This is a genomic window from Polaromonas sp. P4_F6, assembly GCF_056401275.1.
Genome location: NZ_JBFUJQ010000002.1, coordinates 290,291 through 311,657 on the forward strand (window position 1 = coordinate 290,291; position 21,367 = coordinate 311,657).

The window sequence follows — 21,367 nt, forward strand, 5'->3', positions numbered from 1 at the left end:
TGCCTGCGCAGCGCGCTTATTTGGCGGGCAGGTATTTGGCCGGGTCCACCGGTTTGCCTTGGCGGCGAATCTCAAAATGCAGTTTCACGCGATCCGCGTCGCTGTTGCCCATCTCGGCGATCTTCTGACCCTTCTTGACGTTCTGGTCTTCCTTCACCAGCAGCGTCTGGTTGTGCGCATAGGCCGTGAGAAAGGTGTTGTTGTGTTTGAGGATGACCAGGTTGCCATAGCCGCGCAAGCCGGCACCCGCGTACACCACACGCCCGTCGGCGGAGGCCACGACCGCATCGCCGGCCTTGCCGGAAATATCGAGGCCCTTGTTTTTGGCTTCGTCAAAGCCCGCCACCATGGGGCCCTGCGCCGGCCAGATCCAGGCGATGTCTTCATCACCACCCGTCGCCGCCGGTGCCGGGCTGGCATTGGCGGGCGCGGACGCGGGTTTGGCAGCGCTGGCGGCCTGCGCCGGTGCCGCGCTGGACGCAGGGGCCGAACCCGGAGACACCGGGCGGGTCACGACCAAGGGGTTCTCATTGGTCGGCGGCACGACGCGCAGCACCTGCCCCACTTCAATGATGTTGGGATTTTCAAGGTTGTTCCAGCGCACGATGTCGCGCCAGTTCTGGCCGTTCTCCAGGCCGATGCGGATCATGGTGTCGCCGGGCTTGACCGTGTAGTAGCCGGGTTTGCCGGCGTTCTCGAAGCCGGGCAGTTGTTTGACGCTGCCAGGATCCACAGCGCCCGCGGTTGGGCGCGCCCCGAAGGTTCCACGGTCTTCCACCGGTGCGTTGGTGGGGGAACGCGAAGCGCAACCCGCCATGAGCAGCACGGCTGCAAGCATGCAGGACAGGCCCAGCCTGCCGGGCATGGAGCGGGTGGCAGGCAGAGTGGCTATCCTGTTCGGCCTTACGGTTTGATTCATTGTTTCTTTCGTCTTCAATCTTGGCTGACTTGCCTGAGCCGCAAGGCCCGAAGGGCGCGTCTGGTTTATCGGACTTATTTATTCATGATGCCGGTCTGCGCCTCTATGGGCGCCCGGCCTTAGCTTGTCCCCGATTTTAAAGGCACAAAGTGAACGGCTTCCAGCAAGGTCTGCCGCACGCCCTGGGGGGTTTTGTCCAGCACCACCAGCGCTTGCGCGCCGCCGGCGGTTTGCATGGGCGCCACCAGGCGGCCACCCACGGCCAGCTGGTCTATCCAGGCCGCGGGGATGGCCTCGCCGCCCGCCGCCGCGATGATGGCCGCATAAGGCGCGCCTTTGGCATAGCCCATCATGCCATCCCCAAAGAGCAGGTGCAGATTGGGCAGGCGTAAAGTCCGCAGGTTCTCCCTGGCTTTGTCATGCAGGCCGCGCAGCCGCTCTATGCTGTAGACCTCCGTGGCCAGGTGGCTGAGCACCGCGGCCTGGTAGCCGCAGCCCGTGCCGATCTCCAGCACCCGGCCCAATTTTCCCGCACCGCCCACCGCTCCGTGGCGCAGCAGCTCTAGCATGCGGGCCACCACATTGGGCTTGGAGATGGTCTGGCCCAGGCCTATCGGCAGGCTGGTGTCTTCGTAAGCCTGGTTGACAAGCGCGGAGTCGACAAAGCGGTGGCGCTCCACCAGGCCCATGGCGGCCAGTACCTGCGCATCGCTGACGCCCTGCGCCGCGAGCTTGGCCACCATGCGCGCGCGCACGGCCTGCGAGTCCAGGCCGACACCACCCGGCCGCGCGGGAGAGGCGCTGGTTGCGGCCTTCTTCGCCACGCTGGCGCCCGCAGGCACGGCGGGGCGGGCATTGGCCGCACCCAATCGGGTCGCCGATGGGACGCCGGCATCGGGCTTGAGGCGCACCGGAAAGGAGGGGCGCGGCGCGCCTTCCGGCGCCTTGGAGGCGGACTTGGCTGCCGCGGGATTAAAAGGCGGCTTGAGGCTGGGTTTCATGCGTCGGGCCTTCAGCGCGTCTCGGTCAGCCTGGCGGCGGTTTGGGCCCAATAAGGCAGGCGCTCATGGTCGGTCAGGTCCACCTGCAGCGGCGTGATGGAGACAAACTTCTGGCTGGTCGCGTGGAAGTCAGTGCCCTCGCCGGCTTCTTTCGCGGGCCCCGCGCCGCCTATCCAGTACATGGTCTCCCCGCGCGGGCTGGTCTGCATGATGACGCGCTCGGCCGCGTGGCGGCGCCCCAGGCGGCACACCTTCACGCCGCGAATCTCGTCGTCGGGCAGGTTGGGAATATTCACGTTGAGCAGCCACGGCGGTACCGTGGGCTCCACGCCCTCGGCCACATTTTCCAGCGAAGGGATCAGTTGCCGCACCAGCTCGGCCGCGCGCTTGGCCGCGACGTCGATGTGGGCCCAGCCCTTTTCAGTCTGCGAAAAAGCAATGGACGGGATGCCGAACAAATAGCCCTCCATGGCCGCGCCCACCGTGCCGGAGTAAATCGTGTCGTCGCCCATGTTGGCGCCATTGTTGATGCCTGACACCACCAGGTCGGGCCGGTAGCCCAGCAGGCCGGTCAGCGCGATGTGGACACAGTCGGCGGGCGTGCCGTTGATGTAGCGAAAACCGTTGGCCGCCGTCTGCACGTACATCGGCGAGTGCAGGGTCAGCGCGTTGGATTTGGCGCTGTTGTTCTGCTCGGGCGCCACGACTTCGACATCCGCAACGGTTTTAAGCGCTTCGTAAAGGGCGATGATGCCGCAAGCCTGGTAACCGTCGTCGTTGCAGATGAGAATTTTCATGGGGTGATTTTACGGTCACGGCCGTGACAGCCCGGACCTCTTTGGGACTGGCGAGCGCCCCTGCTTTGCCTATGATGCAGTCAAGGCGCCGCCCTCCGCGTTTTCCGCTCCCTCAAGCGTGTCGCCGCCTCCTGCCCCTCACCTCATCGGAGACATCTCATGCAAGCCTGGCTTTGTGAAAATCCCACCGGCGTAGACGCCCTGACCTGGAAAGAACTGCCCACGCCTCAACCCAAGGCCGGCGAAGTCCTGATTGAAATCAAGGCGGCCAGCCTGAACTTCCCCGACCTGCTGATCGTGCAGAACAAATACCAGATGAAGCCGCCCCTGCCCTTTGTGCCGGGCTCCGAGTACGCCGGCGTCGTCCAGGCCGTGGGGGAAGGCGTCAAGCACCTCCAGGTGGGGCAGAACGTCGCCTGCCTCTCGGGCACCGGCGGCTTTGGCACGCACACCATCGCGCCGGCAGCCCTGTGCATGCCGCTGCCCCCGGGCTTTTCTTATGTGGACGCCGCCGCCTTCATCATGATTTACGCCACCTCCTGGCATGCCCTGATGGACCGCGCGCAGCTCAAGGCGGGTGAAACCGTGCTGGTGCTGGGCGCTGCGGGCGGCGTGGGCACCGCCGCCATCCAGATTGCCAAGGCCGCCGGGGCCCGTGTGATCGCGGCCGCCTCCACCGATGAGAAATGCGCGCTCTGCACCTCCATAGGCGCGGATGCCACCATCAACTACAGCAGCAAGAACTTGCGCGATGAAATCAAGGCCCTGACCGACGGCAAGGGGCCGGATGTGATCTACGACCCTGTGGGCGGCGACTTTGCCGAACCGGCCTTCCGCTCCATCGCCTGGCGCGGCCGTTACCTGGTTGTCGGCTTCGCCTCGGGCCCCATCCCCGCCCTGCCGCTGAACCTGACGCTGCTCAAGGGCGCCTCCATCGTGGGGGTGTTCTGGGGCGACTTTGCCAAACGCGAGCCCAAGGCCAATGCCGCCATGATGGCCGAATTGGCGGGATGGTACGCACAGGGCAAGATCAAGCCGGTGATAGACCGCACCATGCCCATGGCCGAACTCAAGGCCGCCTATGCCCACATGGGCTCGCGCGGCGTCAAGGGCAAGCTGGTCATGGTCAACTGACTTTTAGAACGCTGCGGCGGCCCGGAAAGCGCCGCTTACACGCTAGTTGTTGGTCACGCCTTTGACGCTGCAGGCAGCCTTGACGATGCGCGTATTGGGATCGTCGTCACTGTCCTTGAAGATCATCGGGCGTATATCGTCCCCGGCATAGGTGGTGATCCGGAAAGGCTCTCCGCGAAAATCCGGCTGGGCATAAAAAGCCGCCCTCACATAACGGGCGATCTGCTGGGTGCAGTCGATCTGCACCTCGGTCACTACCGAGCGGAATTGAAGGGCCTCGCCGGCGGGGGCCCACTGCGTCGCGCGGTTGATGCGCACCGGGATGAGGCGCAAGTCCTCCTTGACCTCGATGGCGGCCACGTTGACCTGGACGTAGTGGCTCGCGGAATTGGCGGGATCACCGGTGATGGTCAGCCAGGTATCGGCCGCAGCATGCACGCCGGCCGCCCACAGCGCCGCAGCCAGAAAAACGGCCGGCAAGCGGATCAAGCACTGTCTGGTCGAGGCGAAATGACCCAATGTCTGAAGCAAGGCGTTCCTGTCCTGAAAGACGGCTCTCCGGAAATTGTGAGAAAACCGGGTGGGAGGGGGCTGAAGTGGCGGGCACACAGCTTGAAACAGCTGCCAGCATCTGTATCTTGCCGCACACAGTCGGAGTGCGCGTTTCGAATTGTGACCGCGGCAAGCCCAAGGAAAAAATCCCGCGTACCAAACGGCACGCGGGATTTCAGATACTGGGGTGGCTGATGGGGCTCGAACCCACGACAACAGGAATCACAATCCTGGACTCTACCAACTGAGCTACAGCCACCGGAGCCCTGCATTATAGCGGCAAAGATGCCGCTTCTTTATTGGGTCACGACTTCTTCTGCATTTGCCTTGGCGGGGACAGGCTTGGGAACCAGGATTTCCGCCTTGAAACGGTCTTTCAGGCTGTTGTAATACGCCAGGCTTTCCGCCGACGTCCACCACTGCGCATACTGGTCGCGCTGCTGTTTGGCGACGGCTTCAACCGGCGCCTCGCGGGGGACCACCTTCTCGACCTTGACGATGGCGTAGCCCTGGCTTCCCAGGTCGACGCCCGCAAAAGCCGGCAGGGCGGCGGCATCGGCGCGCAGCGCGGCATCGATCACCGGGGTGGGCAGCTTCTGCGTCTGTTCGCGGGACACCACGACCGGCGCGGCCAGGCCCGTTGCCGACGCGGGAGCGGCCTTCCAGGCGGCCAGCTTGGCCACGCCTTCCTTGCGAGCTTCTTCCGCGGCGCGCTGGGCCAGCCAGCGTTGGCGCACGGTGTCTTTGACTTCGGCCAGAGGACGGGTGTGTGCGGGGGCGTATTGCACGATGCGTCCCGAGGCCAGCTGGCTGGGCCCCACTTCAATGGCTTCGGTATTGCGCTTTTTCTCGATCGCGTCCGGGGCAAACAAGGCATTGAGGAATTTGGCGTTCGCCAACACACCGGTCGCGCCAACCTGGGGCTGGCGTGTCACATTCGCCACCGACTTGATCTCCAGCTTCAGCTTGTCAGCCGCCGGCTTGAGGCTCTCGGCTTGCTCGTATACCGCGTTGGTAAAGATATCAGCGGATTCAGCGAACTTCTTCTGGGCTTCCTGCTTTTTCATTGCGGCCTCAAGTTCAGGGCGCAGCTCTTCAAAGCTGCGTTGCTTGACGTCCGTCAGCTTGATGATGTGGTAGCCAAATTCGGACTCGACGACATCGCTGATCTCGCCTTTTTTCATGGAAAAAACGGCATCTTCAAAAGGCTTGACCATGGAGTTGCGTCCGAAGAAATCCAGGTCGCCCCCCTTGGCTGCGGAGCCGGGGTCTTGTGAATTCTTGCGCGCCACGTCGGCAAAGCTGTCGGGGGATTTTTTGACCAGGGCCAGCAGTTCCTGCGCTTTCGCCTTGGCTTTTTCACGGTCGGCCGCGGGGGCGGACTTCGGGGATGCGATCAGGATATGGCTGGCTCGCCGCTCGCCCTCAAAGCGCGGAAGATTCTGCTCGTAATAGGTTTTCAAGTCGGCCGGGTTGACGGCGATGCCCTTGCCCACACCGTCCATGTCCAGCAGCACATATTCAATGCTCGCCTGCTCAGGCGCCTGGAAGAGTTTTTCGTTGGCCTTGTAATACTGCTCGAGCTCGGCGTCCGTCGGGTTCAGCTTGGCGACAAAGTCGGCGGCATTGAAGCGGGCCAGCTGGATTTCGCGCTTTTCGAAGTAGGCGTTCAGCGAAATGTCGGCAGCCGAACTGGAGGCAAAACCGCTGGCGCCCACGCCCGCCAGCACCTGGCGGTTCGACAAGTCGGCGCGCACATTGGCTTCGAACATCTCCGGGCTCAGACCCTGAGCCCCCAGCAGCTGGCGATAGCGCTCCATGTCGAGGCTGCCGTCCGGGCGGCGCAAGGAGGCGATCTCGGGGCTTTGCTGCAGCTCGCGCGCCAGGCGCTCGTTGCTCGTGGTGAGCTTGAATTTCTCGGCCGCCGCGGCGACAACGCGTTCACGCACCAGCCGCTCCAGGGAGGCGTAGCGCGCCTCGGGTGAATCGAGCAGCTTGGGGTCCAGGTTGGGCATGGAATTGCGGAGCTGGTCCATCTCACGCTGGTGCGCGCGGTCCCATTCCGGCTGGGTGATGCTCTTGCCGTCCACCTTGGCCACTGTCGCGCTCTGGTCCTTGGCGCGGTTGTAACCGTCGAGGCCGAACAACACAAAGGACGGAAGAATCAGCAAAAACAGCAGCACCATGACGATTTTGGTGTGCTTGCGAACGAAATCAAACATCTCGAATTTCCTGTACGACTGCTAACGGACAACCTGGGCCCACCAACAAAAAAGGCGAACCTCGTTCGCCTTTTTCCTCGTGGGTGGTGGGTGCTGACGGGCTCGAACCGCCGACCTACGCCGTGTAAGGGCGCTGCTCTACCAACTGAGCTAAGCACCCCACGTCAAACGTTCTTGTCAGTTCAAAGCATCCTTGAGCGCTTTGCCCGGACGGAACTTTGGAACCTTGGCTGCCTTGATTTTAATCGCATCGCCGGTCCGTGGATTACGGCCGGTGCGCGCAGCGCGTTTGCCCACCGCGAAAGTGCCAAAACCCACCAGAGACACGGAGCCTCCTTTTTTAAGGGTTGTTTTCACAGCGCCAATCGTGGATTCCAGCGCGCGCGTGGCGGCAGCTTTGGAAATGTCAGCATGTTTGGCAATGTGCTCGATCAGTTCGGTCTTGTTCACAAGGAGCCCCTCGTTGATAAAAAGTTAATCTGGTTGTCTCTAAAAAATATCTCCCGGGACACTGTGGTGTAGCGTCAGCGGGAGCGGCTTGCGCAGGTTTTCTGCTGCTTCCAATTAGAGCCATGGACTTCTAACCTGTCAATACAGCAGCAGGTTTTTACAACGTGCGGAGGCGGATTCTAGACGTTTTTTCAGCCCTTTCACGACTTAATCGTAAGCATGGTGTGTAATTTTCATGCTTGACAAAACACGGCTTTCCAACAAATTTACGACCCGGCCAGCGCCTGTGCAACGGCTTTGCCGACATCGGCCGTTCCGGCCTTTCCGCCCAGGTCGGGCGTGCGCGGCGCACCACTTTCGGGACTCAATACTTTTTCGATCGCGGCGAGTATGCCGTCGTGCGCTTCCTTGTGCCCGAGGAACTCCAGCATCATTGCACCGCACCAAATTTGCCCTATCGGATTGGCGATGTTGCGCCCCGCGATGTCGGGCGCCGAGCCGTGCACCGGCTCGAACAGCGAGGGGAATTTTCGTTCGGGGTTGAGGTTGGCGCTGGGTGCGATGCCAATGGTGCCGGTGCACGCCGGCCCCAGGTCGCTCAGGATGTCGCCGAACAGGTTGCTGGCCACCACCACATCGAAAAAGTCCGGGCGCTGCACAAAATGCGCGGTCAGGATGTCGATATGGAATTTATCCAGTTGGATGGCCGGATAGCTTTTCGCCATCTCGGCCACGCGCTCGTCCCAGTACGGCATGGAAATCGAGATGCCGTTGGATTTTGTTGCACTCGTCAGGTGTTTCTTGGGCCGCGATTGCGCCAGCTCAAACGCGAACTTCAGCACGCGGTCGACGCCGATGCGGGTGAACACCGATTCCTGCAGCACGAACTCGCGGTCGGTTCCGGGAAAGGCTTTTCCGCCTATGCTCGAATATTCACCCTCGGTGTTTTCACGAACGATGTAAAAGTCGATCTCGCCGGGCTGGCGCGGGCTGCCGTCGCGGCGCACCACGGGCGCGATGATGCCGGGCATCAGGCGCGCCGGCCGCAGGTTGATGTACTGGTCGAACTCGCGCCGGAACAGCAGCAGCGAGCCCCACAGCGAGACATGGTCGGCGATCTTCTCGGGCCAGCCCACCGCGCCGAAGTAGATCGCGTCATGGCCGCCGATCTGGTCCTTCCAGTTGTCGGGAAGCATCTTGCCGTGCCTCTCGAAATAGTCCCAGCTTGAAAAATCGAAATGGTCGAACTGCAGGTCAATGCCGTACTTGACGGCCGCGGCCTCCAGCACGCGCACGCCCTCGGGCATGACCTCCTTGCCGATGCCGTCGCCCGCGATGACAGCGATTCTCTTTTTGCCGGTGTTCTTGCTCATGGTGTTCCTTTGGGTTTTCAGGGTTTAAAAAATTTCAGCGCTTCGGCCAGCAGCAGCGCCGGCGCTTCTTCCGCGATGTAGTGGCCGCAAGGCAGGGCCAGGCCCGACACATCCAGCGCGCGCTCGCGCCAGAGATCGAGCACCTTGAAGCATTGGCCCACCGCGCCATGCTCGCCCCACAGCACGCGCAATGGCTGCGCCAACCGCAGGCCGGCCGCGACGTCGGCGCGGTCGTGCACCAGGTCGATGCCGGCGGAGGCCCGGTAGTCTTCACAAATGCTTTGGGCGGTGCCGGGGATTTGCGCGCAGCGCTCGTACTCGGCCAGCGCGGCCGGCGCGAATGCGGCCAGGCCCGCATGGCGCTTGCCCATCACGCTGCGCACATAGCGCGCCGGGTCGGAGGCTATCAGCGCTTCGGGCAAGGGCGGCGGCTGGATCAGGAAAAACCAGTGCCAGTAGGCGCGCGCAAAGGCATCCGAGGTGTTGTCGTACATGGCGAGCGTGGGCGCGATGTCCAGCAGCATCAGGCGCTCCACCGCATCCGGGTGGTCGGCCGCCAGGCGATGCGCCACGCGCGCGCCGCGGTCGTGGGCCAACACCTGGAAGCGCGAAAAACCGCAGGCCTTCATGACGGCCATGGCGTCCTGTGCCATCGCGCGTTTCGAATAGGCCTGGTGATCCGCGTCGCTCGCGACCCGGGCCGAATCCCCGTAGCCGCGCAAGTCCATCATGACCACGCTAAATACCTTGGCCAGCTCACCGGCCACCGCGTGCCACATCGCATGGGTTTGCGGGTGGCCGTGCAGCAGCAGCAAGGGCGCGCCGCTGCCGCCCTGCAAGGTGCGCAGCCTGCCGGCCGGCCCTTCTATGTCGCGTTGGGAAAATCCTTCGAACATCAATCGGCCTTGATTCCTTTTTGTGCCACCAGTTTGTTCCAGCGTTGGTATTCTGACCGGATCAAGGCGTCAGACTGCGCTGGCGTCTGGGGCCATGCGTCAAAACCCTCACGCGCCAGGCGGGCCCGGACCTCGGGCGCATTCAGCGTCTCGTTCAGGGACTGGCTGAGCTTGCCAAGCACGTCTTGCGAAGCGGCGGCAGGCGCGCTCACCACAAACCATGTTTCAAACACATAGTTCGCCAGCCCGGCTTCGGCCATGGTCGGCACCTCGGGCAACATGGGCGAGCGCTTTGGGCCCGTCACCGCGAGCGCCCTCAGCTTGCCGCCCGCCACATGCTGCTGCGCGGCGGACAGCACGGGAAAGCTCATATCGACCTGCCCCGAGATGGTATCGACCAGGGCCGGCCCGCCGCCCCGGTAGGGAACGTGAAGAATAAAGGTATTCGATTCGGCCTTGAACAATTCGGCCGCCATATGAAAAGTGCTGCCGGTGCCCGCCGAGCCGAATGACAGTTTCCCGGGCCGGGCTTTGGCGAACACCACCAGCTCGCGAACAGTCTTGGCGGGCACCTGGTTGTTGACCACCAGCACATGCTGCGACGTGGCCACCGTGCCAACCGCTTTCAGGTCTTTCAGCGTGTCAAAGGGCAGCCGCGCAAACAGCGACGGATTGATGGCCTGCGACACGGTATTGAGCGACAGCGTGTACCCATCCGCCCGCGACTTGGCGACGGCATCCATGCCGAGGTTGCCGGAGGCGCCGGCCCGGTTATCCACCACCACCGGCTGCCCCAGACGTTTGCCCCATTCGTCGGAGATCAGCCGGGCCGCAATATCCGCGCTCCCGCCCGGCGCATAGGGCACCACCAGGCGAATGGGTTTGTCGGGAAAGCCCTGGCTCCAGGCCGGCGCGGCGATGCACGCCAAGGCAATCCAGGCGGCGCGGCACAACCATGATCGGCGCAGCTCGTGATGAAGGTCCATGAATGGCATGCGAGTCTCCTGTTCGTTATGGGACTCATTCTGGCTAGCGGATCGCCTTGATTCAAGCAATAATCTGGCAATCAATTATTTTCTTTAAGGCATGAATGGATCGCAGTGACCTAGAACTGGTTTTGGCCGTGCGCGACGGCGGCAGCCTGAGCGCCGCCGCGCTGGCCCTCGACGTCGCGCCACCGGTCGTGACCAAACGGCTTGCCGCCCTGGAAGCCCAACTGGGGCAGCGCCTGTTCCAGCGCACGACACGCCGGGTCAGCCCCACGGCCGAGGGAGAGACCGTGTGCGAACGCGCGCGGGTGCTGCTGCAGGGATTCACATCGCTCGAATCAGAATTGCAGGAGCGCAAGGCGGAGCCAACAGGGCTGATCCGCCTGGTCGCGACTTTCGGGTTTGGGCGCTTGTGGCTGGGGCCGGCGCTTTCTGGTTTTCAGGAGCGTTACCCGCGCGTCGAAATCCAGTTGCAACTCACCGAGCAATTGCCCGACCTGGCGCTTGAAGGCTTTGACGGCGCGATCTGGCTCTGGTCGGTCGAGGGCCGGCAGGCGGCGCAGTGGGTGTCCCGGCGGCTCGCGCGCAACCAGCGCGTGCTGGTGGCCTCGCCGCGTTACATCAAGCAGCACGGTGCACCGGCCAGCCTGGAAGCGTTGCAGGACCATGCCTGCCTGATCGTGCGTGAAAACGGCAACACCGCGGGGCGGCGCTTTGATGTCTGGTCGCTGCACCGGGAGCGCGACAAGGTGCCGGCGCGCGTGCGCGTGCACGGTCCCCTGGCCAGCAATTCAGGCGAGCTGGTGCGCGACTGGTGCCTCGAAGGCCGCGGCATCATGCTGCGCAGCCTGTGGGACATCGCGCCGCAGCTGGCCTCGGGCCAACTGGTGCGCATTCTGCCGGCCTATTCGATGCCCGATGCCGACATCCACTGGCTGGCGCCCTACCGCACCGACCAGCCGCGGCGCATACGCCTGCTGATAGACCACCTGGCCGCGCAATTCCAGGACGCGCCCTGGAAAACTACAGGGCCGGCGGCGGCTTCACGGGCCGCACCACGAGGCTCACGCCCAGCGCCGTGAGCGCCGTGCCCAGGATGGTGGCCGTGGTGATGGACTCGCCAAACAGCGCCCAGGCCATCAGGGCCGTGGTGGGTGGCACCAGGTAGAGCAGGCTGGTTACCGCAGTTGCCGCGCCGCGCTGGATCAGCAGGTAAAGCAGCGAACTGCCGCCCAGCGTCAGCGCCAGCACCGACCAGGCCATGGCGCCCAGCAAATGAACGTTCCAGTTGATCGCCTCGGTTTCAAACAAGGCCAACGGCAGAGTCACGACAAAGGCCGCCGCCAGCTGGATGGCATTGGCCGTGCGCACATCGGTCGGCTGGACAAAACGCTTTTGATACAGCGTGCCGGCCGTGATGCAGAACAGGGCGAATACGGTGCAGCCCAGCGTCAGCGTGCTGACCTCCTGGCCGGTGCCGAATTTGCGCGATACCACCAGCAGCAAGCCGCCCAGCCCGAATGCCAGGCCGGCCCACTGGCGCGGGCTGACCCGGGCCGGCGCGTTGCCGGCGTCGCCCGAGGATATCCACGACACCCACAGCGCCGTCAGCACGGGCTGAAGCCCGACGATGAGCGCCGTCAGGCCCGAACCCATGCCGGCCTTCATCGCGCTCCAGATGCCGCCCAGGTAACCCGCATGCATCAGCAAACCGGTGACAGCCAGGTGGCCCCACTGCGCGCCCGTCCTGGGCCAGGCGGCTCGGGCCAGGACTATCCAGGCCAGGAAACAAAGAATGGACAGGAAATAGCGTATGGCCAGGAAAGTCAGCGGCGGGGCGTAAGGCAAGCCGTATTTGGCGACGATGAAGCCGGTGCTCCAGATCACGACAAACACGGCGGGCATGGCCCGGATCAAGGCACCCGGGGAAGAAGAGGCAGAACTCAAGGAGGGCAGCTTTAGGGGGACGGCGAGGCTATTTGGCGCGCGCGCGGATTTCCGGGATGGCTTTTTGCAGGTAATAAATCATGGACCAGACCGTGAGAATGGCGGAGATCCAGATCAGCCAGGTGCCCCAGACATGCGTGTTGACCACGCCGAAGAGCACACCGTCGAACAGCAAAAAGGGGATAGCAATCATCTGCACCGTGGTCTTGACCTTGCCCAGCATGTGCACGGCGACGCTTTTGGTCGCCCCTATCAGGGCCATCCACTCGCGCAGCGCCGAAATGGCGATTTCGCGGCCAATGATGATGAGGGCCACGAACACGTCGGCGCGCTGCAGGTGCACCAGCACCAGCAAAGAGGCGCAGACCAGGAACTTGTCGGCCACCGGATCCAGGAAGGCGCCGAAGGAGGAAGTCTGGTTCAGCTTGCGTGCCAGAAAGCCGTCCAGCCAGTCGGTCGCGGCGAAGACCACAAACATCACGGTGGCGATCAGGTTGCGCTCAGTGGGCGCCAGGTTCAGGTAGAACACCCCCACGATCAGCGGAATCGCAACAATGCGGGTCCAGGTCATCAGCGTGGGGATGGTCAGAAACATGACCCGATTTTGGCATGAGCCGCACCAAGCCCGCCGGGCACCGGGTTAAAGCGCACCAAAACGGTGGTTTCCGTTGCTCAAATACGTCTGGCGCCCAACGGCGCATCAATGCAGCGCGCGGTAGATTTCCTCGGCCAGGTCCTTCGAAATGCCGTCCACCGTGGCGATGTCTTCCGCGCTCGCAGAGGCAATGCCGCGAATGCCGCCAAAGCGCTGCAGCAGGCTGGCGCGCCGTTTCGGGCCTATGCCCGCGATGTCTTCCAGCTTGCTGCCCCCCACCCTGACCTTGGCGCGCTTGGCCCGCATGCCGGTGATGGCAAAGCGGTGGGCCTCGTCGCGGATCTGCGCGATCAGCATCAGCGCGGCCGAATCCCGCCCCAAATAGACCTTGTCGCGCCCATCGGCAAACACCAGCTCTTCCAGGCCGACCTTGCGGCCCTCGCCTTTTTCGACGCCGGCAATCAGCCCCAGGTCCAGGCCCAGTTCCTCGAACACCTCGCGCGCCATGGACACCTGGCCCTTTCCGCCGTCGACCAGCACCAGGTCGGGCAGCTTGGCCTCGCCGTTGCGCGCGGCTTCGGCCAGGCGGGTGTAGCGGCGCGTCAGCACCTGGCGCATGGCGGCATAGTCGTCGCCGGGCGTGATGCCTTCGATGTTGTAGCGGCGGTATTCGCTGTTGACCATCTTGTGCTCCTGGAACACCACGCAGGAGGCTTGCGTCGATTCCCCGGCCGTGTGCGAGATGTCGAAGCACTCGATGCGCAAGGTGTCCAGGTTGTCCAGCGGCAAATCAAGTGCCTCGGCCAGCGCGCGCGTGCGCGCCTGCTGCGAGCCTTGCTCGGCCAGCAGCCGGGCCAGTTGCAGGCCGGCATTTTTCTGCGCCATCTCCAACCAGATGCGGCGCTGCTCGCGCGGCTGGTGGATAGCAGTGACCTTGGTGCCGGTCTGGGCGCTGAGCGCCTCCATCAATTCCTTGTCCACAGCTTCGCTGCAGACCAGGGTGGGCGGAACCGGCACGTCGATGTAGTGCTGCGCGATAAAGGCTTCCAGCACCAGGGCCTCCAGCGGTTTGGCTGGCGGCGCCGAAGCCGGCACGGCCTCCGTGCCGGCTTCGGCATCAAGCGCCGCGACGTCGGCCGCGTTCTCCACATGGCTCGGAAAGTAAGCCCTGTCGCCCAGGTGGCGGCCGCCGCGCACCATGGCGAGGTTGACGCAGGCCTTGCCGCCCTGCACTTTCACCGCCAGGATGTCGACGTCCTTGTCGCCGCCGATTTCCATGGACTGCTGGTGCAGCACCTTGGACAGCGCCGACATCTGGTTGCGCAATTCGGCGGCCTGCTCGAACTCCAGCTTCTCGGCATGGGCCAGCATTTTTTTCTCGAGCTCGGTCAGGATGTCCTGGGCCTGGCCTTGCAGGAAGCGTTCGGCGTTGGCGGTGTCCAGCGCATACTGCTCGGGCGACACATGGCCCACGCAGGGCGCCGAGCAGCGCTTGATCTGGTACAGCAGGCAGGGCCGCGTGCGGTTGTTGAACACCGTGTCTTCGCAGGTGCGCAAGCGGAACACCTTTTGCAGCAGCAAGATGGTGTCCTTGACGGCCCAGGCACTCGGGTAAGGCCCGAAGTAGCGGTGCTTTTTCTCGACCGCGCCGCGGTAGTAGGCAATGCGCGGGAACACCGCGGCCGCCGGGGCCTCGCCCTCCACGGGCGGGCGCGCGCCGGTGAGCTTGAGGTAGGGGTAGCTCTTGTCGTCCCGAAACAGGATGTTGTATTTCGGGTTCAGCGTCTTGATCAGGTTGTTTTCCAGCAGCAGCGCTTCCGCCTCGGAGCGCACCACTGTGGTCTCCATACGGACGATCTTGGTCACCATGTGGCCTATGCGCGTGCCGCCGTGGTTCTTCTGGAAGTAGTTGGAGACCCGCTTCTTGAGGTTGCGCGCCTTGCCGACGTACAGCACGCCGCCCTCGGCATCGAAGTAGCGGTAGACGCCAGGCAAGGCGGGCAGCGCGGCCACTTCGGCCAGCAGCTCGGGTGCATGGCCGGAGCTTGGCTTTTCAACGGAGGGATGTTCAGGCATTCCCCTATTTTGCCGCGTCGTGGCGCTTTGAGGCGGAGGCATCCGCTGCATCACAATACCCGCCATGGCTACCGCGCGCGTTTGGGATATTTTTTGCAAAGTCATCGACAATTTCGGGGACATTGGCCTCTGCTGGCGCCTGGCCGTCGACCTCGCCTCGCGGGGCCACACGGTGCGGCTGTGGGTGGACGATGCCTCGGCCTTGCGCTGGATGGCGCCGGCCGGGTGCGAGGGAGTTCACGTGCTGCCCTGGCCGCAAGAGGGCAAGCCGCTGGACCTGCAGGCCGCCGGGCTTGCGCAACAGCCGACCGATGTGCTGGTCGAGGCCTTCGGCTGTGAAATAGCACCCGAGTTTTTGGCCGCCTGCGCCGATGCCGCGCAGGCAAGCGGCCGCACGCCCGTCTGGATCAACCTTGAATACCTGTCCGCCGAGGACTATGTCGAGCGCTCCCACACCCTGCCCTCGCCCGTGCAAAACGGCCCGGCGGCCGGCTGGACCAAATGGTTTTTCTACCCCGGCTTCACCGACAACACCGGCGGGCTGCTGCGGGAGCCCGGCTTGCTGGAACGGCAGGCGCAGTTTGACCGCGCCAGCTGGCTTCAAGCCCATGGAATCCCCGGCGAGGGACAAACCCTGGTAGCCCTGTTCTGCTATGAACCCCCGGCGCTGCAAAGCCTGCTCGCGCAGTTCGCGCGGCAGGGCCTGCAAGGCCGGCCGGTGCGCCTGCTGGTGGCCGCCGGGCGCGCGGCCGCCGCGGTACGGGCCCTTGCCGGCGATAACCCTGGTCAAATCGGGGGCACACAGCTTTCAATTTCCTACCTGCCCTTGCTGGCGCAGACGGAATTTGACCACCTGCTCTGGGCCTGCGACCTGAATTTCGTGCGCGGCGAGGACTCGGTGGTGCGAGCGCTCTGGGCCGGTAAACCTTTTGTCTGGCAGATTTACCCCCAGCATGACAACGTCCACCTGGCCAAGCTCCAGGCCTTTCTGGACTGGCTGCAGGCGCCGCCCTCACTGCGCGCGTTTCATGCCGCCTGGAACAGCCAGGAAGCGCCCCAAGGCGCCGCGACAGACCCGCCCCCCCTGCCCGCCGACCTGCCCATCTGGCAGGCCGCCACCCAGGCGAGCCGCGCCCGGCTGGCGGCCCAGGACGACCTGGCGACCCGGCTGCTCGGCTTTGTGGCAAAAAAACGTTAAAATCATGGGCTTTGCAGACCAGCCCGAAGACCAGCCAGGTCTTGGCGTCCTGCACAACCCGCCGCGGAACCTGCACACCGGTGCAAGCGTTTAGCGGCCTACCTCAGTGAAACTGCTATGAAAATCGCTCAAGAAATCCGCGCCGGCAACGTCATCATGCACGGCAAGGACCCGATGGTGGTGCTCAAGACCGAATACAGCCGCGGTGGGCGCAATTCCGCCACCGTGCGCATGAAGCTCAAAAGCCTGGTCGCCAACTTCAACACCGAAGTCGTGTTCAAGGCCGACGACAAGATGGACCAGATCGTCCTCGACAAGAAGGATTGCACCTACTCCTACTTCGCCGACCCGCTGTACGTTTGCATGGACTCCGAGTACAACCAGTACGAAGTCGAAGCCGAAAACATGGGCGACTCGCTCAACTACCTGCAGGACGGCATGGAGCTGGAAGTCGTGTTCTACGACGGCAAGGCCATCTCGGTGGAACTGCCCACCAGCGTGCAGCGCGAAATCACCTGGACCGAACCCGCCGTCAAGGGCGACACCTCCGGCAAGGTCCTGAAACCCGCCAAGATCGCCACCGGTTTTGAAATCGGCGTGCCCATCTTCGTGGCCCAGGGCGACGTGGTCGAAATCGACACCCGCACCGGCGAATACCGCAAACGCGTGTAAACCCGCTTCGGCACCCCGCAAAAGGCTCCTCGCGGAGCCTTTTTGCTTTATGCGACCTGCACCGGTGCCGGAAAAAGAAGCCGCCCTCCCTGATCGTTGACAATAAGCGCATGGAACAAAAACAGGATCTATCCGTCAGCCGCCTGGCCAACGCCTGGGCAGCACTGCAGGCCCACGCCAGCGAGGGCAACCCGCTCGAAGCCGACGCCTCCCGCCTGGCCTTTGCCGACCCGGAATTCCTGCTGCGGCGTGAAACCCGCGGCATACGCTTTCAGCTTGAGCTGCTCAAGCCGGACCTGGAACAGCAGGCCCACGGCATTGAAAACACCGTGGTGGTGTTCGGCAGCGCCCGCTTTCGCAGCGAAGAGGATTCCGCCCTGATGGTGGCCGAGGCCGAGGCCGGCGGCGACCCCGAGGTGATAGACCGCGCGAAAAAGCTGGCACGCAACGCCCATTACTATGAGAGCGCCCGCGCCTTCGGCAAGCTGGTGGCGCAGTACAGCAGCGACAAGCCGCCGGAAACCAAGCTCTTCATCTGCACCGGCGGCGGCCCGGGCATCATGCAGGCGGCCAACCGCGGCGCGCACGAGGCCGGCGGCCTCAGCGTGGGCCTGGCCATCGTGCTGCCCATGGAAGAAGCGGCCAACCCCTACGTGCCGCCCGAACTCTCCTTCAAGTTCCACTACTTCGCGCTGCGCAAGATGCATTTCATGATGCGCGCCAAGGCCCTGGTGGTGTTTCCGGGCGGCTTCGGCACGCTGGACGAGCTGTTCGAGGTCATCACCCTGGTGCAGACCCGCAAGGCCAAGCCGGTGCCCATCATCCTGTTCGGCAGCAGCTACTGGAAGCGCCTGCTCAATACCGAGATGCTGGTGGAAGAAGGCGTGATCTCGCCGAACGACCTCAAACTGTTCCAGTATGTGGACGACCCGCAGGTCGCCTGGGACCTGATCAAGGACTTTTACCGTCTTTGATGTCGCCGTGCCCGCCGTGGGCCGGCATGCTGTCCTTCAGCAACCAGGCCGCGCGCGAGCCCGCGCCCACCATCGCGCCGGTGGTCCAGAACACGCCGGCAATCCCGATCAGCGCGCCGGCTGAGCCGAACAGCATGGGCATGACCACGCTGGACGCATTGATGGCCATCAGCCGCAGGCCCAGCGCCTCGCCGTGGCGCGCCTCCGGCGTGATCTGGTGCAGCATGCTCATGACCATGGGCTGCACCATGCCCAGCGCCAGGCCCAGCAGGATGGAGCACAGGCCCATGCCGATGGCCGAGTGCATCAGCGGGTAGATGCCGAACAGCAGCGCCGTCACCAGCATGGAAACCGCCAGCACCTTCCATTCGCGCAGATGGGCGGCCACCAGCGGCATCACCATGCGGATCAGCGCCGCGGCCACCGCGAACGAACCCAGGATGGTGCCTATCACCGAGGCGCTGATGCCGCGCTCAAAACCGAGCACGGGCACCACAAAGGTGTGGACGTCCCAGCAGGATGACAAAAACCAGTTCACCAGCATCAGGCGGCGGAAGGTGGCCTGGCGCAGCAAGTCCCAGGCCCTGGGCTGCGGGCCGCCGCTGGCGGCGATCACCGGCGGCAGCTCCCGCGTCTTGCGCACCAGGAACCAGCAGGCCAGCGGCAGTATCGCCATCAGCAAAAACGCCGCGCGGTAGCCCGAGGTGCTGCCGGGCACGGCGCCCACATGGTCGATCAGCAGGCCGGCCGAAAACGGCCCGATGAAATTGGACACGGCCGGGCCTATGGCCAGCCAGCTGAACACCTGGCGCAGCTCCAGCGCGCCGACCGCCGCGCGGCCCACATGGCGCTGCAGCGAAATCACCGCCGCGCCGGTGGCGCCGCCGGTGAGCAGCGCCGCCAGGCACAGCACCGGGAACACCGGAAAAGCCACCGCCGCCCCGGCCCCCAGCACCGCGGCGAACACGCTGTAGCGCATAGGGCGCCGCAAGCCGTGGCGGTCGGCAAAACGGCCGGCCGGCAGCGCCAGGAAAACCTGCGTCAGGGCAAACAGCGCGAGCAGCACACCGACCGCCGCGGGGCTGTAGCCTTCGCGCAGCGCCAGCAGGGGCGCCGCCATGCGGGTGCCGGCCATGCAGGCATGCAGGCAGATCTGCGCCAGGATCAGGCGTGCGAGTTCAGGCGTCATGCGGCGCAGCTCATGCGCGGTGCATCAGGGGTTGTCCAGGTCTTTGTCAAGGGGGTCCAATGGAAGCAGGCGGGCGGATTCGATTTCAGGCAGCGCTTCGACATTGCGCAAGGCCTTGCCCATGACGCGGCTGCGCTGCTCGGCGCTGCTCAGCGTGTTAAGCACGGTTTCGGTCTGGGATTTGACCTTGGCCAGCACGTCGCCGAACTTGCCGAACTCGGTCTTGACCGCGCCCAGAACCTGCCAGACTTCGCTGGAGCGTTTTTCCAGCGCCAGCGTGCGAAAGCCCATCTGCAGGGAGTTGAGCATGGCTAGCAGCGTGGTCGGGCCGGCCAGCGTGACACGGTGGTCGCGCTGCAGGAATTCCATCAGGCCCGGTCGGCGCAGCACCTCGGCATACAGGCCCTCGGTCGGCAGGAACAGGATGGCGAAATCGGTGGTGTAAGGCGGGTCTATGTACTTGTCGGAAATCGACTTGGCCTCCAGGCGTATGCGCGCCTCCAGTGCCTTGCCGGCGATTTCCGCGCCCAGCACGTCGGCGCGCTGCTGCGCGTCCAACAGGCGCTCGTAATCTTCGTTCGGGAATTTTGCGTCTATCGGCAGCCACAGCGGCTCACCGGAATCGGAGCGGCCCGGCAGCTTGATGGCGAAGTCGACCGGGTTCTTGCCGCCGCGGCGCGTGATGACCTGGGCCGCGTACTGGTCGACGGTGAACACCTGCTCCAGCAGGGCCGAGAGCTGCGCCTCGCCGAAAATGCCGCGCGTTTTCACATTGGTCAGCAAATGCTTGAGGTCGCCCACGCCCTGGGCCAGCGTCTGCATCTCGCCCAGGCCCTTGTGCACCTGCTCGAGCCGGTCGGCCACCTGCTTGAAGCTTTCGCCCAGGCGGGTTTCCAGCGTGGTCTGCAGCTTTTCGTCGACCGTCTTGCGCATCTCGTCGAGCTTGGCGGAATTGGTCTGTTGCAGCTGCGCGAGCTGCTTTTCCAGCGTCTCGCGCACCTCACCCATCCGCCTGGCATTCGACTCGCTGACCGATTGCAGCTGCGTGCTCAGGGTGTCGGACAGCGTCTTTTGCAGCAAGGTGAGCTGCTGCGCGAACGCGTCGATCTGGGTGTTCTGCGTGCGGGTGGCTTCGGCGCTTTGCTGCACAAGGGTTTGCTGAAAGGTGGCAAAAGTTTTCGCCAGTTCCTCGCGGCTGCTGCGCGCGTTGTCGCCGATCTCGCGGCGCAAATCGCGCTCCAGCTTGTCGTGGCCCGCTGCGATAGCCGCAAGCAATTCGGTGCCGGCACCGGAAGGCTGGCCGGGCTTGCGCAACAGCAGCCACACCAGCAACGCCAGGTTGGCCGCCAGCAAGGCGATGATCAGCCAGTTTTCCATCATGTGTCTATTGTCCGCTTGCCGCCAGCACCGCAGGATTGAGCGGGGTCAGCGGCTTCTTGCCGCTGAAAAACGCGATCAGGTTGTCGGCGGCCAGGCTCGCCATGGCCATGCGCGTGGGAATGGTGGCGCTGGCGATGTGCGGGGTCAGCACTACATTGGGAACGGTCAGCAGGTCCGGGTGCACCTTGGGCTCACCCTCGAACACGTCCAGCCCGGCGGCCGCGATGCGTTTGTCGCGCAGGGCCGCGGCCAGCGCGGCATCGTCCACAATGCCGCCGCGCGCGATATTGATCAGGTTAGCGGTTGGCTTCATCAAGGCCAGCTCCGCGGCGCCTATGGTGTGATGAGAGGCTGGCGAGTAAGGCAGGACCAACACCAGGTGGTCGGCTGTCCTGAGCAGCTCCTCCTTGCCGACGTAGCTGGCCTTGCATTCGGCTTCGAGCGCCGCGTCCAGGCGCGAGCGGTTGTGGTAAATCACCTTCATGCCGAAACCATGGGCGCCGCGTTTGGCAATGCCCTGCCCTATACGGCCCATGCCCAGGATGCCCAGCGTGGCGCCATGGATGTCGGAGCCGGCGAACATGTCGTAGCTCCATTTGGTCCATTTGCCGGCACGCAGGTAGTGTTCGCTCTCGGTCACGCGGCGGGCCGTGGCCATCAGCAGCGCAAAACCGAAGTCGGCCGTGGTTTCGGTCAGCACGTCGGGCGCGTTGGTGGCCAGCACACCGGCCGCCGTCATCGCGTCGATGTCGAAGTTGTTGTAGCCCACGGCCATGTTGGCGCAGATCTTCAGGCCCGGACAGGCGGCCAGCACCTCCGCGTCAATTTTGTCGCCGCCGGTGGTGAAGGCGCCATCCTTGCCCTTGAGGCGCTCGGTCAGTTGAGCCTTGGACCAGGTCTCGTCAGCCTGGTTGGATTCGACCTCGAAATGCTGCTCCAGGCGGGCGATGACTTCGGGGAAGACGGCGCGCGCGACGAGGATTTTGGGTTTGCTCATGATGGT

The 21,367-nt window shown here is 64.2% G+C and carries 20 protein-coding genes and 2 tRNA genes; 5 read left to right on the forward strand and 17 right to left on the reverse strand.

What is annotated here, in order from left to right:
* Nucleotides 1-16: 16 nt before the first annotated feature.
* The 3 genes from AC1DUN_RS07285 to surE all read right to left on the reverse strand — a co-directional run bounded on the left by AC1DUN_RS07285 (nt 17) and on the right by surE (nt 2,717).
* On the reverse strand, nt 17-865 hold the full coding sequence (locus AC1DUN_RS07285) for a peptidoglycan DD-metalloendopeptidase family protein (protein WP_477713378.1): 849 nt from the start codon (nt 863-865) through the stop codon (nt 17-19).
* Nucleotides 866-1,038: 173 nt separating this feature from the next.
* A complete protein-coding gene (locus AC1DUN_RS07290; RefSeq protein WP_477713379.1) occupies nt 1,039-1,920 on the reverse strand; it encodes a protein-L-isoaspartate(D-aspartate) O-methyltransferase in 882 nt (293 codons plus the stop codon).
* A gap of 11 nt (nt 1,921-1,931) precedes the next feature.
* On the reverse strand, nt 1,932-2,717 hold the full coding sequence (gene surE / locus AC1DUN_RS07295) for a 5'/3'-nucleotidase SurE (RefSeq protein ID WP_477713380.1): 786 nt from the start codon (nt 2,715-2,717) through the stop codon (nt 1,932-1,934).
* 159 nt (nt 2,718-2,876) lie between these two features.
* On the opposite strand from surE, the gene AC1DUN_RS07300 reads away from it, so the two are divergent.
* Nucleotides 2,877-3,851, forward strand: a complete 975-nt coding sequence (locus AC1DUN_RS07300) for an NADPH:quinone oxidoreductase family protein (protein WP_477713381.1) — start codon at nt 2,877-2,879, stop codon at nt 3,849-3,851.
* Between the two features lie 42 nt (nt 3,852-3,893).
* Here AC1DUN_RS07300 and AC1DUN_RS07305 read toward each other — a convergent pair whose 3' ends face one another.
* The 8 genes from AC1DUN_RS07305 to AC1DUN_RS07340 form a co-directional block, all read right to left on the reverse strand.
* Nucleotides 3,894-4,340 carry a surface-adhesin E family protein gene (locus AC1DUN_RS07305; protein ID WP_477713382.1) on the reverse strand — a complete coding sequence of 149 codons (447 nt, stop codon included), beginning with the start codon at nt 4,338-4,340 and terminating at the stop codon, nt 3,894-3,896.
* Nucleotides 4,341-4,586: 246 nt separating this feature from the next.
* Nucleotides 4,587-4,662: transfer RNA gene (locus AC1DUN_RS07310), tRNA-His, on the reverse strand.
* A 37-nt stretch (nt 4,663-4,699) separates the two neighbouring features.
* Nucleotides 4,700-6,625 (reverse strand): SurA N-terminal domain-containing protein, encoded by a 1,926-nt coding sequence (locus AC1DUN_RS07315; protein ID WP_477713383.1) that lies wholly within the window; start codon nt 6,623-6,625, stop codon nt 4,700-4,702.
* Nucleotides 6,626-6,709: 84 nt separating this feature from the next.
* Nucleotides 6,710-6,785: transfer RNA gene (locus AC1DUN_RS07320), tRNA-Val, on the reverse strand.
* A 17-nt stretch (nt 6,786-6,802) separates the two neighbouring features.
* Entirely contained in the window at nt 6,803-7,075 is a 273-nt protein-coding gene (locus AC1DUN_RS07325) for an HU family DNA-binding protein (RefSeq protein WP_007874140.1), read from the reverse strand.
* A gap of 266 nt (nt 7,076-7,341) precedes the next feature.
* Nucleotides 7,342-8,448: a tartrate dehydrogenase gene (locus AC1DUN_RS07330; RefSeq protein ID WP_477713384.1), complete on the reverse strand. Its 1,107-nt coding sequence runs from the start codon at nt 8,446-8,448 to the stop codon at nt 7,342-7,344.
* Between the two features lie 17 nt (nt 8,449-8,465).
* Entirely contained in the window at nt 8,466-9,344 is an 879-nt protein-coding gene (locus AC1DUN_RS07335; RefSeq protein WP_477713385.1) for an alpha/beta fold hydrolase, read from the reverse strand.
* Complete coding sequence (locus tag AC1DUN_RS07340) at nt 9,344-10,339, reverse strand: Bug family tripartite tricarboxylate transporter substrate binding protein (protein WP_477713718.1); 996 nt, start codon at nt 10,337-10,339, stop codon at nt 9,344-9,346. The genes AC1DUN_RS07335 and AC1DUN_RS07340 overlap by 1 nt, the downstream gene beginning before the upstream one ends.
* 95 nt (nt 10,340-10,434) lie before the next feature.
* On the opposite strand from AC1DUN_RS07340, the gene AC1DUN_RS07345 reads away from it, so the two are divergent.
* The gene (locus tag AC1DUN_RS07345; RefSeq protein ID WP_477713386.1) at nt 10,435-11,415 is read left to right on the forward strand and encodes a LysR family transcriptional regulator; all 981 of its coding nucleotides are present in this window, start codon (nt 10,435-10,437) and stop codon (nt 11,413-11,415) included.
* Here the strand turns inward: AC1DUN_RS07345 and AC1DUN_RS07350 are convergent.
* From AC1DUN_RS07350 to uvrC, 3 genes are all read right to left on the reverse strand, one after another.
* Nucleotides 11,357-12,238: a DMT family transporter gene (locus AC1DUN_RS07350; protein WP_477713719.1), complete on the reverse strand. Its 882-nt coding sequence runs from the start codon at nt 12,236-12,238 to the stop codon at nt 11,357-11,359. The genes AC1DUN_RS07345 and AC1DUN_RS07350 overlap by 59 nt on opposite strands.
* 70 nt (nt 12,239-12,308) lie before the next feature.
* Entirely contained in the window at nt 12,309-12,875 is a 567-nt protein-coding gene (gene pgsA / locus AC1DUN_RS07355) for a CDP-diacylglycerol--glycerol-3-phosphate 3-phosphatidyltransferase (protein ID WP_007868495.1), read from the reverse strand.
* Between the two features lie 105 nt (nt 12,876-12,980).
* Nucleotides 12,981-14,951, reverse strand: coding sequence for an excinuclease ABC subunit UvrC (gene uvrC, locus AC1DUN_RS07360; RefSeq protein ID WP_477713387.1), 1,971 nt, complete (start codon nt 14,949-14,951; stop codon nt 12,981-12,983).
* 64 nt (nt 14,952-15,015) lie between these two features.
* Here uvrC and earP point away from each other — a divergent pair, with 64 nt between their 5' ends.
* The 3 genes from earP (at nt 15,016) to AC1DUN_RS07375 (ending at nt 17,795) form a co-directional block, all read left to right on the forward strand.
* Nucleotides 15,016-16,149, forward strand: coding sequence for an elongation factor P maturation arginine rhamnosyltransferase EarP (gene earP / locus AC1DUN_RS07365; protein ID WP_477713388.1), 1,134 nt, complete (start codon nt 15,016-15,018; stop codon nt 16,147-16,149).
* 117 nt (nt 16,150-16,266) lie between these two features.
* Complete coding sequence (efp, locus tag AC1DUN_RS07370; RefSeq protein ID WP_007868500.1) at nt 16,267-16,821, forward strand: elongation factor P; 555 nt, start codon at nt 16,267-16,269, stop codon at nt 16,819-16,821.
* A gap of 110 nt (nt 16,822-16,931) precedes the next feature.
* The gene (locus tag AC1DUN_RS07375; RefSeq protein WP_477713389.1) at nt 16,932-17,795 is read left to right on the forward strand and encodes an LOG family protein; all 864 of its coding nucleotides are present in this window, start codon (nt 16,932-16,934) and stop codon (nt 17,793-17,795) included.
* Here AC1DUN_RS07375 and AC1DUN_RS07380 read toward each other — a convergent pair.
* The 3 genes from AC1DUN_RS07380 to AC1DUN_RS07390 are packed head-to-tail and all read right to left on the reverse strand — an operon-like array spanning nt 17,773 to nt 21,361.
* Nucleotides 17,773-18,984 (reverse strand): MFS transporter, encoded by a 1,212-nt coding sequence (locus AC1DUN_RS07380; protein ID WP_477713390.1) that lies wholly within the window; start codon nt 18,982-18,984, stop codon nt 17,773-17,775. The genes AC1DUN_RS07375 and AC1DUN_RS07380 overlap by 23 nt on opposite strands.
* Before the next feature lie 24 nt (nt 18,985-19,008).
* Nucleotides 19,009-20,361 carry a DNA recombination protein RmuC gene (locus AC1DUN_RS07385; RefSeq protein ID WP_477713720.1) on the reverse strand — a complete coding sequence of 451 codons (1,353 nt, stop codon included), beginning with the start codon at nt 20,359-20,361 and terminating at the stop codon, nt 19,009-19,011.
* Nucleotides 20,362-20,368: 7 nt separating this feature from the next.
* A complete protein-coding gene (locus AC1DUN_RS07390; protein ID WP_477713391.1) occupies nt 20,369-21,361 on the reverse strand; it encodes a 2-hydroxyacid dehydrogenase in 993 nt (330 codons plus the stop codon).
* Nucleotides 21,362-21,367: the final 6 nt, after the last annotated feature.